The organism is Enterobacter cloacae complex sp. P40C2, assembly GCF_014930695.1.
GTDB classification, from domain to species: domain Bacteria; phylum Pseudomonadota; class Gammaproteobacteria; order Enterobacterales; family Enterobacteriaceae; genus Enterobacter; species Enterobacter pasteurii.
Window position 1 is genome coordinate 1 of record NZ_JADBRP010000006.1, and the last position, 14,682, is coordinate 14,682.

Genomic DNA, 14,682 nt, shown 5'->3' on the forward strand with positions numbered 1-14,682 from the left:
GTCTTGCGACGTTAAGAATCCATGTCACTTTGAGTGCCCACACAGATTGTCTGATAAATTGTTAAAGAGCAGTGCCGCTTCGCTTTTCGCTGCGGCGCGGGGTGTGCATATTACGCTTTCCCGCTTCAGAGTCAAGTGATTATTTCGCTTTTCTCTGCTGACCCGGCGGCTTGCGTGCCGTTGTTCCGTGTCAGTGGAGGCGCATTATAGGGAGTTCTTCCGAAGTGACAAGAGGAAATTTAAAAAAAGTTTCTGACCGTGTTTTTTTTCACCAAAAGCGATGAGATCAAGCTACAAATTGTTCTATTTGATGTATCTGCAACCACAATCACACCTGAGGTGGCATAATTAGCGGCAAGAATAGTTAAGGAATAAAAGCGATGCCATTAAGCGCACAACAGCTGGCAGCCCAAAAAAACCTGTCGTACGTGCTGGCAGAGAAGCTGGCTCAGCTGATCCTGGCAGGTGTATATGCTCCAGGCAGCATCCTGCCCAGCGAGATGGAACTGGGCGATCGGTTTGGCGTAAGCCGTACCGCCGTTCGCGAAGCGGTGAAAACCTTATCGGCGAAAGGGATGGTGTTACCACGTCCGCGCATTGGCACCCGCGTTATGCCACAGGGGAACTGGAACTTTCTCGATCAGGAGTTACTCACCTGGTGGATGACCGAAGATAATTTTAACCAGGTCGTCGACCACTTTCTGGTCATGCGCAGCAGTCTTGAACCGCAGGCCTGCCTGCTTGCCGCCACGCTCGGCACCGCAGAGCAAAAAGCGCAGCTCAATACCTTAATGGAAGAGATGGTGTTCCTGAAAAAGCACTTTAACCGCGAACGCTGGGTCGAGGTCGATATGGCCTGGCATGAGCATATCTATAATATGAGCGCGAATCCGTTTCTGACGTCTTTTGCTTCTTTATTCCATTCGGTGTACCACACTTACTTTACCTCTATTACGCAGGATGAGGTGGTGAAGCTGGATCTGCATCAGGCGATTGTCGATGCTATTCAGGAGAGCGACGGGCAGCGAGCCCTGAGTGCGTGCCAGGCATTGCTGGCCGCGCCAACCCACCAGCAGGTAAATAAATGACAGAGAAAAAAGCGCGCAGTATGGCCGGATTGCCGTGGATTGCAGCCATGGCGTTCTTTATGCAGGCACTGGATGCCACTATCCTCAATACCGCACTTCCCGCAATAGCACAGAGCCTTAACCGTTCTCCGCTGGCGATGCAGTCAGCCATCATCAGTTACACCCTGACGGTGGCGATGCTTATTCCGGTTAGCGGCTGGCTGGCCGATCGATTCGGTACCCGAAAAGTTTTTATGGTGGCGGTCACGCTCTTTACGCTTGGCTCGCTGGCCTGCGCCCTCTCCACCTCATTGACGGAGCTGGTTATCTTCCGCGTGCTGCAGGGTATTGGCGGCGCGATGATGATGCCCGTCGCTCGCCTGGCGTTATTGCGCGCCTATCCGCGCAGCGAACTGCTCCCCGTACTCAACTTTGTGACCATGCCGGGGCTGGTCGGTCCGATACTTGGTCCGGTACTCGGCGGGGTACTGGTTACCTGGGCAAGCTGGCACTGGATTTTCCTGATTAATATTCCGATTGGCGTGGCCGGGCTGATTTACGCCCGCAAATACATGCCGAACTTCACCACGCCTCGACGCAGCTTCGATATGGGCGGCTTTTTCCTGTTTGGCCTGAGCCTGGTGCTCTTCTCCAGCGGGATGGAGCTGTTCGGCGAGAAAATCGTGGAAACGTGGCTGGCGCTTGCCGTTATCCTCAGCGGTATTCTGCTGTTCCTTCTTTATATACGTCACGCGCGCCGCCACCCGACGCCGCTTATCTCTTTATCCCTTTTTAATACCCGAACATTTTCCGTCGGGATCGCGGGCAATATTGCCTCACGTCTGGGCACGGGCTGCGTACCCTTCCTGATGCCGCTGATGTTGCAGGTCGGTTTTGGCTATCCGGCGCTGATCGCGGGCTGCATGATGGCGCCCACGGCAATGGGATCGATTCTGGCGAAATCCACGGTTACGCAGGTGCTGCGCTGGTTCGGCTATCGTAAAACGCTGGTTGGCGTAACGGTATTCATTGGATTGATGATTGCGCAGTTCTCGCTGCAGTCTGCGGCGTTACCCATCTGGATGCTGATCCTGCCGCTGTTTGTGCTGGGGATGGCGATGTCGACGCAGTTCACGTCGATGAATACGATAACCCTGGCGGACCTTACCGACGAGAACGCCAGCAGCGGCAACAGCGTACTGGCGGTGACCCAACAGCTGTCGATCAGCCTCGGGGTCGCCGTGAGCGCCGCGGTCCTGCGGTTTTATGAAGGGTTTGACGGTACCAATACCGTGGAGCAGTTCCACTATACCTTTATCACCATGGGCGCGCTTACGGTGGTATCGGCGCTGGTCTTTATGCTGTTAAAACCGAAAGATGGCCAGAACCTGATTAAAGAGCGTCATAAGGAAAAGGCTAAACCGAACCGCGTTCCATCAGAACAGGAGTAAGCTGCAGCCGTTGCTGTTGCAGCGTGGGCTGCGCCATGCGGTGGATCAACACATCAATGGCCAGCTCGCCCAGTTCATCCTTAGGCTGATGAATCGTCGTCAGCGGCGGCGTCATGTAGCGCGCCAGTTCGATATCATCGTAACCAATAATCGCCATATCTTCCGGAACGCGTAATCCGGCCTGATACAGCGCCTGATACGCGCCAAACGCCATCGCGTCGTTACCGATAAATACCGCCTGCGGGCGAGTCTCCTGCGCCAGCAGTTTCTGCATCGCCTCGAATCCGCCGTTAAATTCAAAATCGCCGGTGATCTGATAACCATCAGGAACGGCAAGCCCCGCACGCTGCATTGCAGAGAGATAGCCTTCCAGCCGCAGGCGCGCCGGGGTTTTATCCAGCGGACCGGTAATGCAGGCAATGCGGGTATGACCTTTATCGATCAGATGCTGCGTCGCCATATCGCCGCCCAGCAGCGAGTTATCCTGGATCAGATCGCTGGTACCGTCGAACGGCGCCCAGTCCATCATCACCGTGGGAATAGAAGGGTAGCGCTGGATGATCTCTTTCGAAGGTTGATGCGTTTCGGTACAGAGCAACAGCAGCCCGTCGACGCGTTTTTGCATCAGCGTCTCCAGATTGCGGTTCATGCGCTGCTCGTCCCCTTCGGTATTGCACAGCACCAGGCTGTAGCCGCGCTCAAAGCAGCTGCGCTCCACGCCGCGCACCAGTTCAGAATAGAAAGGGTTGGTACTGGCCGTGATCAGCATGCCGATGGTGCGCGTCTGGTTGAGCTTCAGGCTGCGCGCCAGCGCCGACGGCGCATAGTTGAGTTCTTTTATTGCAGCGTCAACTTTCTCCCGAATCGCCTCGCTGACGAAGCGATCTTTATTGATAACGTGGGAAACAGTCGAGGTAGAAACACCCGCCATACGGGCGACATCTTTCATTGTGGCCAAGCGTTACCCCTGCTGACTTAAGAATTCATCGATCTCTTTACGCCACGGCACGGAAGGCTGAGCGCCTTTACGCGTCACCGCAATCGCGGCGGCAGCATGCGCAAAGCGGATCGCGTCATCCATCGCTTTCCCTTCCAGCAGCGCCGTCACCAGCGCACCGTTAAAGGTATCTCCAGCGGCGATGGTATCGATGGCTTTCACCTTGAAGCCCGGTACGCGACGGCCTTCGCCGTTGACGCTTGCCCACACGCCGCGGCTACCGAGGGTGATAATCACGGTGCCGATGCCTTTGTCGTGCAGCGCTTTTGCTGCACGCGCTGCGTCGTCATCAGTTTCCACGCGGATCCCCGTCAGCTTTTCCGCTTCGGTTTCATTCGGGGTGATGATATCCACCAGCGCCAGCAGTTCGTCTGATAATACACGGGCAGGCGCAGGGTTCAGTACGACAGAGGTATGATTTTCCTGGGCTATTTTCGCGGCGGCGAGCACGCTTTCAACCGGCGACTCCAGCTGCATCAGCAGGGCTGCCGCTCCGGCGATGATTTCACGCTGCGCTTCAACGCGTTCTGTCGTTAACGCAGCATTGGCCCCCGCATGAATACCGATGACATTCTCACCTTCCGCGTTGACGAAAATCAGCGCCACGCCGGTAGATTCCCCTTCAACCACGCTGACTGGCGCAATATCGATATTGTCGCTGGCCAGCTGTTTGCGAACGCGCTCGCCGGTATCGTCATCGCCCGTGCAGGCGATAAACGCGATATTCGCCCCGCTGCGCCCGGCCGCTACCGCCTGGTTTGCGCCCTTACCGCCGAACGCCACCTGGTACTGTTTGCCGGTGACGGTTTCGCCCGGCGTGGGGAACGTTTCAAGGTTGAGAATGTGATCGGCATTGATACTGCCAAGGACGACGAGGTTGCCTGCGGTTTTCATGTATGAGCTGTCCATCTGAGAGCGCCACCGGTATTACCCGGTGGCGTATGCCACACTTTTCTTTTATTTGGTGTCCCTCAGGCAGCCAGCGACTGCCTGAATCGCCTTTTACTGCTTAATGACCAGCTTCAGGTCAACCGGGTATTTGGCCTGAACTTTTTCGCCCTTCAGCACTTTATCGGCAGTTTGCACGCCAGTTGCGCCAATCTGCTCAGGCAGCTGAGCGATGGTCGCAGCCAGTTTGCCATCATTTACTGCTTTTTCACCATCCGGAGTGCCGTCAAATCCGACAACCATCACATCAGTTTTACCCGCAGTCTGAAGCGCACGCAGCGCGCCCAGCGCCATTTCGTCGTTCTGAGCGAATACGGCCTTCACGTCAGGATGCGCGGTCAGCAGGTTCTGCATAACGTTCAGACCTTTAGTACGGTCGAAGTCTGCCGGCTGGCTCGCCAGCACGTTAAATTTGTGCGCAGCAACGGCCTGCTGGAAGCCTTCACCACGCTCACGCGCAGCGGACGTACCGGCAATGCCCTGTAGTTCGATAACTTTCGCGCCTTCTCCGGCTTTCTTCGCAATGTAATCACCGGCGATTTTACCGCCCAGTACGTTATCAGACGCGATGTGGCTGACAACTTCACCTTTCGTTGCCTGACGGTCAAGGGTGATGACCGGGATCTTCGCCTGGTTTGCCATCTTCACGGCGTTACCTACCGCGTCGGAATCGGTTGGGTTGATCAGCAGGATTTTGGTACCACGAACGGTTAAGTCCTGAACGTTCGCCAGCTCTTTTGCCGGGTTGTTCTGAGAGTCCAGCACCACCAGGTTGTAGCCCAGCTTGTCCGCTTCTTTCTGCGCGCCATCCTTCAGGGAGACGAAGAACGGGTTGTTCAGGGTTGAGACAACCAGCGCGATGGTATCTTTCGCCATGGCGTTAGCACTTACGGTTGCGCTCAGCGCGACAGCAGAAACCAGGGTAGCCAGTTTTTTCATGTTCATATCTAAGATGTCCTGTAGTGTCGTCAGTTACTGTTTTTTGTTGTCTACCAGTACCGCCAGCAAAATCACCACTGCCTTAACGATCATCTGGTAATAGGAGGAAACACCTAACAAATTCAAACCATTATTCAGGAAACCGAGGATCAGTGCGCCGATCAATGTCCCAACAATGCGACCTTTACCGCCAGCAAGGCTGGTACCGCCCAGAACCACTGCCGCGATGGCATCCAGCTCATACCCCGTACCCGCCGTTGGCTGCGCAGAAGAGAGGCGCGCCACTTCGATGATGCCCGCCAGAGACGCCAGCAGGCCGCACAGGGAGTAAACGATAATTTTGACTTTATTAACGCTGATGCCGGACAGACGCGTTGCCGCCTCGTTACCGCCCAGCGCATAGATATAACGGCCCAGACGGGTATGGTGCAGCATGTACCACGCCGCCAGGAAGACGATAGCCATGATCCAGACCGGCGTCGGGATACCCAGCGGACGGCCGATACCGAACCAGCCAAACAGATCGGCATTTTCGGTAAAGCCGGTATTCACCGGGCTACCGTTGGTGTACACCATGGTGACGCCGCGCAGCAGCAGCATCATCACCAGCGTGGCAATAAACGCCTGTACGCGGCCTTTTGCCACAATTACGCCGGTTACCGCGCCAATCGCCGCGCCAGCCGCCAGCGCAGCGGCAACGGCCACCAGCGCGTTGACTTCAATACCGACAATCGACGCGGCAATCGCACCGGTAAGCGCCAGCAGGGAACCGACGGACAGATCGATACCCGAAGTCAAAATCACCAGCGTCATCCCCACCGCCATAATGGCGTTTACGGAAGTCTGCTGAAGAATGTTGAACAGGTTATTAACGGTAAAAAAGTTCGGGCTCATGGTCGATACAATCGCGATCAGCACCAGCAGGGCAATCAGCGATTTTTGCTCCATCAGCCATGCCTTTGTGAAATAGCGGCGACCAGAAACAGCCTGGGTAGTCATCTTCTTACTCCTGATTCACGCGATTAAGCTTGCCCACAGCGGCAGCCATCAGAACTTCCTGGGTGGCCTGCTCGCGAGTGAATTCACCGCCGAGATGCCCTTCATGCATGACGATAATGCGATCGCTCATGCCTAATACTTCTGGCATCTCGGAAGAGACCAGAATGATGCTCAGACCGTCGGCCTTAAACTGGTTAATCAGCTGATAAATCTCTTTTTTGGCACCCACGTCTACGCCACGGGTTGGTTCATCGAGGATCAGCACTTTCGGGCGCGTCATCAGCCCGCGGGCAATGGCCACTTTCTGCTGATTACCGCCGGACAACAGGCCAATCGCCTGCTCCATCGACGGCGTTTTAACGTTAAAGAGACGGATAAAATCGCTGACCGCCTGCTGTTCATCTTTGTGCTTCAGGCTGCCGCCGCTGCGGCTGAAATAGCGCAGTGCGGTGAGTGACATGTTCTCTTTCACCGACATGCCCAGCACCAGGCCGTCGCGCTTACGGTCTTCGGAGATATAGACAATGCCGTTCGCCAGGCCATCCTGCGGCGAGCGGGTGACCACCTCGTGGCCGTCAAGAGTGACGTAACCGCTGGTGCGCGGCAGTGCGCCGTAGAGCACTTTCATAAGCTCGGTGCGCCCCGCGCCCATCAGGCCTGCGACGCCGAGGATCTCGCCCTGGCGCAGGGTAAAGGTCACGTCGTTTACGCCCGGCCCGCAGAGGTTATCCACCTTCAGGCGGATGTCGCCCGGCGCTTTGTCCAGACGCGGATACTGATCTTCAAGCTTGCGTCCCACCATCATTTCGATAAGCGAATCTTCCGTCAGCGTCGCCACTTCGCGCTCGGCGATAAACTGGCCGTCGCGAAAAACGGTGACGTCGTCGCAGATCTCGAAGATCTCTTTCATGCGGTGAGAGATATATACAATGCCGCGGCCCTGCGATTTCAGCTCGCGGATAACGCGGAACAGGGATTCGGTTTCCGTATCGGTCAGGGCGTCGGTCGGTTCATCCATAATGATGACCTTCGACTCAAAGCTCAGCACCTTAGCGATTTCCACCATCTGCTGATCGCCGATGGAGAGGTCCCCCACCAGCCGGTCGCTCTTAAAGCGCAGGTTCAGCTTCGCCAGCAGTTTGTCCGCTTCGGCGTACATGGTTTTCCAGTCGATTTTTCCGAACCGGTTCACGAACTCGCGGCCCAGGAAGATGTTCTCCGCAATGGTGAGCTGCGGGATCAGGTTTAGCTCCTGGTGGATAATGCCGATACCCGCTTCCTGCGAGGATTTCGGGCCGTTGAAGGTGGTCTCTTTACCCAGCCAGACGAGTGAACCGGCATCGCGCTGATAGATCCCGGTCAGCACTTTCATCATGGTGGATTTGCCGGCGCCGTTCTCGCCCACCAGCGCCATCACGCGTCCGGAATAAACGTTCAGCGCCGCGCCGGAGAGGGCTTTTACGCCCGGGAACGATTTATCGATCCCTTTGAGTTGCAGTAATGCGTCCATGATGGCCTCAGAAGGTGACGCCAGCACAGAGAATGATATTCGCATACGGGGAACACTCCCCGCTGCGAATCACCGCCTGACTGTCTGCGGTTTGTTGTTTGAACTGCTCGTGCGTTGTGTAACGAATTTCTATGGTGTTTCCCTGGTGCTGTTGCAGTTGCTCAATAAACGTGAGCAACGTTTCGTGGAGTTGCGGATTATGTTGTTTGATTTCCGCAGCGAGAATGGCCGTCTCAACCTGCATCTCCGCGGTCACCACTTCCAGTACCTGCATAAACGAGGGTACGCCCTGCGTTAACGCCATATCGATACGGGTTGTGCTGCGCGGAACCGGTAAGCCTGCATCGCAAACCACCAGCGTATCGGTATGCCCAAGGCGGGAAATAACCGATGAGATTTCTGAGTTGAGTACTGTGCCTTTCTTCATTTTTTGCTCCACTAGCGAAACGTTTCGCTAAAAACAGTGTAGCCGCAAGAGTGTTCAGAAAACCATCATGACGTAACGGATTTGTGATCGAAGTCGAAACGTTTCGCTAAGTGAAATGAGGCAGAAGGTAAATGCAAAAACGGTAACCCTGAGGTTACCGTTTTTTATGTTTGCGCCCTCTTACTCTGGAAAGCGCATCAGGCCACACGGAGGCTTAAATCTCGACCTGCGTCCCCAGCTCAATCACGCGGTTAGGCGGGATTTCAAACTGGTCAGGCGCGCGCAGGGCGTTACGCTGCAGGATCAAGTACAGCTTGCCGCGCAGGCGCAGATACCATGGGCGTTTTCCGATGATCAGCGACTCGTGCGACATAAAGAACGATGTCTCCATCATTCGGCAGCTTAACCCTTCCAGGCCGCAGCGGTGGAACACCTCTTCCACGTTCGGCGTTTCGCGCCAGCCGTAGCTCGCCACCACGCGCCAGAAGGTCGGCGATAGCTGCTCAATCTGCACGCGACGCACGTTGTGTACATACGGCGCGTCTTCGGTGCGCAGCGTCAGCAGGATCACGCGCTCGTGCAGCACCTTGTTGTGCTTAAGGTTATGCATCAGCGCAAACGGGATCACGTTCAGCGCGCGAGACATGTACACCGCGGTACCCGGCACGCGCACCGGCGGGGATTTCTCCAGCGAGGCGATCATCGCTTCCAGAGAGTTACCATGCTCGTGCATACGACGCAGCAGGCGGAAACGCTCGCTCTTCCACGTCGTCATCACAATAAACATCACCAGACCCAGCGTCAGCGGCAGCCAGCCACCGGAGACAATCTTGTCGAGGTTAGCGGAGAACAGCGGTACGTCGATGCAGAGGAAACCGACCAGGATCAGCCCGACCAGGAACTTATTCCAGTGCCAGTTACGGTACGCCACCGTGGTGGAGAGCAGAGAGGTCAACACCATCGTTCCGGTCACGGCGATACCATACGCCGCCGCCAGGTTACTGGAGTGCTCGAAGCTGACGATAACAATCACCACAGCAAAATAGAGCAGCCAGTTGACGAACGGAATGTAGATCTGGCCTGACTCCATCTCCGAGGTATGAATAATGCGCATCGGGGAGAGATAGCCCAGACGCACAGCCTGACGCGTCAGGGAGAACACGCCGGAGATCACCGCCTGTGAGGCAATCACCGTCGCCAGCGTCGCCAGGATCAGCATTGGGACCAGCGCCCAGTCAGGAGCCAGCAGGAAGAACGGGTTTTTAATCGCTTCAGGATGTTCAAGCAACAGCGCGCCCTGGCCGAAGTAGTTCAGCACCAGTGAAGGCAGGACAAGGCTAAACCACGCTACGCGGATAGGGAGTTTCCCGAAGTGGCCCATATCCGCATACAGCGCCTCGACGCCGGTAATGGAAAGCACCACCGCACCCAGCGCCACGAACGACACCACTTTATATTCCAGGAAGAAATGCACCGCCCACATCGGGTTCAGCGCATGCAGGACATCCGGGTTGGCAATAATGCTGCGCAAGCCCAGCGCCGCCAGGATCAGGAACCAGGCCAGCATAATAGGTGCGAACAGCTTGCCCACCAGACCGGTACCGTGTTTTTGTATGGCAAACAGCAGTGTCAGCACGATAATAGCGAGTGGAACGACCCACGTATCAAGCTGCGGCGCGACAATCTCCAGCCCCTCTATGGCTGACATCACCGAAATCGCCGGCGTTATCACCACTTCCCCATAGAAGAAGCTGCCGCCTATCAGGCCGATAATGACCAGTACGGAGGTCATTCTTGCCGACGTATTGCGTCCGGCAAGGGACATCAGGGTCAGAATACCGCCCTCGCCCGCGTTATCAGCACGCATAACGAAAGAGAGATACTTAACGGAAACTACCAGGATCAGCAGCCAGAAGATGAGCGAGAGGAAACCAAATACGGCGTCGCGCTCTACACCAAAACCAAACTGACCGGACAAACATTCACGAAGCGTATAAAGCGGGCTGGTGCCGATATCACCGTAGACAACCCCGATCGCCGCAAGCGTTACTGCGGGTAATGATTGCTTATTATCAGTGCTCATAGACTAGTCTTTTCGTTTGAATAACAAATGTGTGCTTAGTCCCTTGGCCCACAAAAAGCGCACAGTATGCACGATTCAATGCAAAATCGTACCCCTAAATGCTGCCGCATTAATGTAGCGCAAAGAAAATAGCGCCGCACTTCAGCCTATTATCAGGCCAGACCGAAACGTCTATACTCGCTTCAATTAGCCGCCACGACGGCGAAAGGATGCAAAACTATTATGGCTCACTCACATTTATTAGCAGAAAGAATTTCCCGCCTCAGCAGCGCGCTGGAGAAAGGCCTTTTCGAGCGTAGCCACGCCATTCGCCTCTGTTTACTGGCGGCGCTGAGTGGTGAAAGCGTATTTCTGCTGGGACCGCCGGGCATTGCCAAAAGCCTGATCGCGCGCCGCCTCAAGTTCGCATTCCAGAACGCCCGCGCATTTGAGTATTTGATGACCCGTTTCTCCACGCCGGAAGAAGTGTTCGGGCCGCTCTCTATTCAGGCGTTAAAGGATGAGGGACGCTATGAGCGTCTGACGGCGGGCTATCTCCCTGAAGCCGAAATCGTCTTTCTTGATGAGATCTGGAAAGCCGGTCCGGCCATACTGAACACCCTGCTGACGGCGATCAACGAACGCCGGTTCCGCAACGGCGCGAGCGAAGAGAAAATCCCCATGCGCCTGCTGGTGGCCGCGTCAAACGAACTGCCCGAAGACGACAGTAGCCTGGAAGCGCTGTATGACCGCATGCTGATCCGCCTGTGGCTGGATAAAGTGCAGGACAAGTCGAACTTCCGTTCAATGCTGGTGAGCCAGCAGGACGAGAACGAAAACCCGGTGGCAGCGTCATTGCAGGTGACGGACGAGGAATACCACCAGTGGCAGGAGGAGATCGGCAAGATAAAGCTGCCGGATAGCGTATTTGAGCTGATCTTCATGCTGCGCCAGCAGCTTGATTTACTGCCTTCCGCGCCGTATGTCTCTGACCGTCGCTGGAAAAAAGCGATTCGCCTGCTTCAGGCAAGCGCGCTGTTCAGCGGTCGCGATGCCGTCGCGCCAGTCGATCTGATCCTGCTGAAAGACTGCCTGTGGCACGACGCCGAAGGGATGAACCTGATGCAGCAGCAGCTGGACGTTTTGATGACCGGGCACGCGTGGGGCCAGCAGTCGATGCTTAACCAGCTGGGAGCAATTGCCCAACGCCGCCTCCAGCTCCAGCAGCAGCAAAGCGATAAAACCGCGCTAAAGGTGAACCGCCTCGGCGGGATGTTCGCCCGTAAGCCGCACTATGAACTGCCGGCCGAACTGACCGATGACTCGCTCACCCTGCTTCTTCAGCAGCCGCTGAAGCTGCATGATATGCAGGTAGTGCACGTGACGATCGAACGTGTCGCGCTGGCGCAGTGGCTGGATAAAGGCGGCGAGATCCGCGGCAAGCTCAACGGAATCGGCTTTGCCCAGCCGCTGACGATGGAAGTCGACAGCAGCCAGCATCTGGTGATCCGCGACGTCAGCCTTCAGGGATCGCGCCTTGCGCTGCCGGGCACGGCCTCCGACAGTATCCCGGAGGAGATCAAACAGCAGCTGGAAGCGCTGGATACAGAATGGCACCGGCAGCACACGCGCTTCAGCGAGCAGCAGAAATGCCTCTTTATCCATAGCGACTGGCTGGGCCGCATTGAAGCCAGCCTTCAGGACGTTGGCGCGCAGATCAAACAGGCGCGTCAATGCTAACGCTGGACACGCTCAACGTCATGCTGGCGGTTAGCGAGGATGGTTTAATCGAAGAGGTTGTTATCACCCTGCTTGCTTCACCGCAGCTGGCGGCCTTCTTTGAAAAATTCCCGAAGCTCAAAAGGGCAATGACGGACGATCTCCCACGCTGGCGCGATAACCTGCGGCAGCGGTTCAAGGAGACGGAAGTTCCGCCGGAGCTGACAGAGGAAGTTGCCGGCTATCAGCAGTGCCAGCGGCTTTCTACGCCGCAGTTTATTGCCCGGCTTCAGCAAACCCTGACTCTGCTTGATAACGTTCACTCCCCGTTTGCCGGCCAGGCCAGAGCGCTGGTCACGGACAACCCCACCTTCACGTCCGCGCTGCACACGCTTTTTTTACAGCGCTGGCGGCTGAGCCTTGTGGTGCAGGCCACGACCCTTAACCAGCAGCTGCTGGAGGAGGAGCGCGAACAGCTGCTCAGTGAAGTGCAGGAGCGAATGACGTTAAGCGGCCAGCTGGAACAGGTGCTGGTGGAGAATGAAAACGCTGCCGGACGGCTCTGGGATATGAGTGCCGGGCAGCTAAAGCGTGGCGATTATCAGCTGATCGTGAAGTACGGCGACTTTCTGGCAGAGCAGCCGGAGCTGATGAAGCTCGCGGAACAGCTGGGCCGCTCCCGGGAGGCCAAATCGGTCCCAAAGAAAGATGCGCCGATGGAAACCTTCCGCACGCTGGTACGCGAACCCTCCACCGTGCCGGAGCAGGTGGATGGATTACAGCAAGGTGATGACATCCTGCGCCTGCTGCCTACGGAACTCGGCACGCTGGGAATGACCGAACTGGAGTACGAGTTTTATCGTCGGCTGGTGGAAAAACAGCTGCTCACCTATCGGCTGCATGGCGAAGCCTGGCGCGAGAAGATCGGCCAGCGACCGGTAGTGCGTCAGGACTTTGACGAGCAGCCGCGCGGGCCTTTTATTGTCTGCGTGGATACGTCCGGATCGATGGGGGGCTTCAATGAACAGTGCGCAAAGGCGTTCTGCCTGGCACTGATGCGCGTGGCGCTTGCCGACCGCCGTCGCTGCTACATCATGTTATTTTCCAGCGAAGTGGTGGGATATGAACTGACCAGCTCACAGGGGCTGGAGCAGGCGATCCGCTTTTTAAGCCAGCGCTTTCGCGGGGGCACCGATCTGGCCAGCTGTTTTCGCAGCATCATTGAACGCATGCAGGGCGGCGACTGGTACGACGCGGATGCGGTGGTGATTTCCGATTTTATTGCCCAGCGGCTGCCGGACGATGTGGTGAATAAGGTGAAGGAGATGCAGCGCGTTCACCAGCACCGTTTTCATGCGGTGGCGATGTCTGCCCATGGAAAACCCGGCATCATGCGCATCTTCGATCATATCTGGCGCTTTGATACCGGGCTGCGTAGCCGCCTGCTCAGACGCTGGCGACGCTAATTAAAGAAGAGAGCCGACGCTTTCACGTACCTGCTGCGGCCAGACGCCACACTGCACCTGGCCAATGTGGGACAGCTGCAGCAGCAGCATGGTCAGACGAGACTGGCCAATACCGCCACCGATGGTCTGCGGCATTTCACCGCGCAGCAGCGCCTGGTGCCACTCCAGCTTCAGACGATCTTCATCTCCGGTAATGGCCAGCTGACGCTTCAGCGCTTCAGCATCCACGCGGATCCCCATAGACGAGAGTTCAAACGCATCTTCCAGTACCGGGTTCCAGACCAGAATATCGCCGTTCAGACCGGCATACTCGCTCTCGCCCACGGTGCTCCAGTCATCATAATCCGGCGCGCGGACGTCATGACGTTTACCGTCAGAGAGTTTGCCGCCAATGCCGATCAGGAATACCGCCCCCAGCTCTTTGGCGATCGCCCGTTCACGGCCTTTGGCATCCAGATCCGGGAAACGGCTCAGCAATTCCTGACTGTGAACAAAGTGGATCGTTTCCGGCAGGAACGGTGCCAGGCCAAACGCTTCGCTCACGGCGGCTTCAGTCGCTTTGATCCCCGCGTAAATTGCCTCAACGGTAGATTTGAGCGTACCGACGTGGCGCTCGCCGTCACCCATTACGCGCTCCCAGTCCCACTGGTCAACGTAGACAGAGTGAATCGGGGAGAGGCGGTCTTCATCGGGGCGAAGGGCTTTCATGTGCGTGTAGAGCCCTTCGCCCGCGCTGAAGTCGTGTTGTCCCAGGGTCTGACGTTTCCACTTCGCCAGTGAATGAACCACTTCGAACTGGGCGTCTGGCAGTGTTTTCACTTTCACCTGTACCGCTTTTTCGCAACCAGACAAGTTATCCTGCGTCCCGTCACCCACGCGGCTCAGAATCGGAGCCTGCACTTCAATAAGGCCAAGCTTCTCTTCCAGCTGGCGAGAAAAATGGGATTTTACGAAACTGATCTGGCGTTGTTTTGCGATGTAAGCGGTTTTCATTATTTATACTCCTGCGTCCTGTTGGTAATGATTAAGCAACAGAACCGGCACCTGATTCAATAACCCATCAACAAAAAGGCACATTCACTTTTGATTCGTTAAAA

General features: G+C 56.3%; 12 protein-coding genes. 4 read left to right on the forward strand and 8 right to left on the reverse strand.

Annotation, left to right across the window (positions count from 1 at the left end; all coding sequences use genetic code 11):
• Positions 1-380 precede the first annotated feature (380 nt).
• Positions 381-1,088, forward strand: coding sequence for a FadR/GntR family transcriptional regulator (locus IM304_RS12615; RefSeq protein WP_148420334.1), 708 nt, complete (start codon positions 381-383; stop codon positions 1,086-1,088).
• Complete coding sequence (mdtD, locus tag IM304_RS12620) at positions 1,085-2,518, forward strand: multidrug transporter subunit MdtD (protein ID WP_148420335.1); 1,434 nt, start codon at positions 1,085-1,087, stop codon at positions 2,516-2,518. The genes IM304_RS12615 and mdtD overlap by 4 nt, the downstream gene beginning before the upstream one ends.
• Here mdtD and rbsR read toward each other — a convergent pair.
• The 7 genes from rbsR to kup form a co-directional block, all read right to left on the reverse strand.
• A complete protein-coding gene (gene rbsR / locus IM304_RS12625; RefSeq protein ID WP_193355462.1) occupies positions 2,484-3,476 on the reverse strand; it encodes a ribose operon transcriptional repressor RbsR in 993 nt (330 codons plus the stop codon). The genes mdtD and rbsR overlap by 35 nt on opposite strands.
• A gap of 3 nt (positions 3,477-3,479) precedes the next feature.
• Positions 3,480-4,409: a ribokinase gene (rbsK, locus tag IM304_RS12630; RefSeq protein ID WP_148420479.1), complete on the reverse strand. Its 930-nt coding sequence runs from the start codon at positions 4,407-4,409 to the stop codon at positions 3,480-3,482.
• 108 nt (positions 4,410-4,517) lie between these two features.
• A complete protein-coding gene (gene rbsB / locus IM304_RS12635) occupies positions 4,518-5,408 on the reverse strand; it encodes a ribose ABC transporter substrate-binding protein RbsB (protein ID WP_148420337.1) in 891 nt (296 codons plus the stop codon).
• A 27-nt stretch (positions 5,409-5,435) separates the two neighbouring features.
• Positions 5,436-6,401 (reverse strand): ribose ABC transporter permease, encoded by a 966-nt coding sequence (gene rbsC, locus IM304_RS12640; protein WP_108368022.1) that lies wholly within the window; start codon positions 6,399-6,401, stop codon positions 5,436-5,438.
• A gap of 4 nt (positions 6,402-6,405) precedes the next feature.
• The gene (gene rbsA, locus IM304_RS12645; protein WP_176611157.1) at positions 6,406-7,911 is read right to left on the reverse strand and encodes a ribose ABC transporter ATP-binding protein RbsA; all 1,506 of its coding nucleotides are present in this window, start codon (positions 7,909-7,911) and stop codon (positions 6,406-6,408) included.
• A 7-nt stretch (positions 7,912-7,918) separates the two neighbouring features.
• Complete coding sequence (gene rbsD / locus IM304_RS12650; protein WP_193355461.1) at positions 7,919-8,338, reverse strand: D-ribose pyranase; 420 nt, start codon at positions 8,336-8,338, stop codon at positions 7,919-7,921.
• A 214-nt stretch (positions 8,339-8,552) separates the two neighbouring features.
• Entirely contained in the window at positions 8,553-10,421 is a 1,869-nt protein-coding gene (gene kup / locus IM304_RS12655) for a low affinity potassium transporter Kup (protein WP_148420340.1), read from the reverse strand.
• A gap of 222 nt (positions 10,422-10,643) precedes the next feature.
• Here kup and ravA point away from each other — a divergent pair, with 222 nt between their 5' ends.
• Together ravA and viaA are read left to right on the forward strand one after the other, a co-directional pair.
• Positions 10,644-12,140 (forward strand): ATPase RavA, encoded by a 1,497-nt coding sequence (gene ravA, locus IM304_RS12660; protein WP_193355460.1) that lies wholly within the window; start codon positions 10,644-10,646, stop codon positions 12,138-12,140.
• Complete coding sequence (gene viaA, locus IM304_RS12665) at positions 12,134-13,585, forward strand: ATPase RavA stimulator ViaA (RefSeq protein WP_193355459.1); 1,452 nt, start codon at positions 12,134-12,136, stop codon at positions 13,583-13,585. Before ravA ends, viaA begins: the two co-directional genes overlap by 7 nt.
• Here viaA and asnA read toward each other — a convergent pair whose 3' ends face one another.
• Positions 13,586-14,578, reverse strand: coding sequence for an aspartate--ammonia ligase (gene asnA, locus IM304_RS12670; protein ID WP_193355458.1), 993 nt, complete (start codon positions 14,576-14,578; stop codon positions 13,586-13,588). It lies immediately after the preceding gene.
• Between the last annotated feature and the right edge of the window lie 104 nt (positions 14,579-14,682).

What these genes read in the sequence shown, in the direction of transcription:
- rbsB (WP_148420337.1), bottom strand. Translation starts at nt 5,408, where the DNA reads ATGAACATGAAAAAACTGGCTACCCTGGTTTCTGCTGTCGCGCTGAGC.
- asnA (WP_193355458.1), bottom strand. Translation starts at nt 14,578, where the DNA reads ATGAAAACCGCTTACATCGCAAAACAACGCCAGATCAGTTTCGTAAAA.
- viaA (WP_193355459.1), top strand. Translation starts at nt 12,134, where the DNA reads ATGCTAACGCTGGACACGCTCAACGTCATGCTGGCGGTTAGCGAGGAT.
- mdtD (WP_148420335.1), top strand. Translation starts at nt 1,085, where the DNA reads ATGACAGAGAAAAAAGCGCGCAGTATGGCCGGATTGCCGTGGATTGCA.
- kup (WP_148420340.1), bottom strand. Translation starts at nt 10,421, where the DNA reads ATGAGCACTGATAATAAGCAATCATTACCCGCAGTAACGCTTGCGGCG.
- ravA (WP_193355460.1), top strand. Translation starts at nt 10,644, where the DNA reads ATGGCTCACTCACATTTATTAGCAGAAAGAATTTCCCGCCTCAGCAGC.
- rbsA (WP_176611157.1), bottom strand. Translation starts at nt 7,911, where the DNA reads ATGGACGCATTACTGCAACTCAAAGGGATCGATAAATCGTTCCCGGGC.
- rbsK (WP_148420479.1), bottom strand. Translation starts at nt 4,409, where the DNA reads ATGAAAACCGCAGGCAACCTCGTCGTCCTTGGCAGTATCAATGCCGAT.
- IM304_RS12615 (WP_148420334.1), top strand. Translation starts at nt 381, where the DNA reads ATGCCATTAAGCGCACAACAGCTGGCAGCCCAAAAAAACCTGTCGTAC.
- rbsD (WP_193355461.1), bottom strand. Translation starts at nt 8,338, where the DNA reads ATGAAGAAAGGCACAGTACTCAACTCAGAAATCTCATCGGTTATTTCC.
- rbsC (WP_108368022.1), bottom strand. Translation starts at nt 6,401, where the DNA reads ATGACTACCCAGGCTGTTTCTGGTCGCCGCTATTTCACAAAGGCATGG.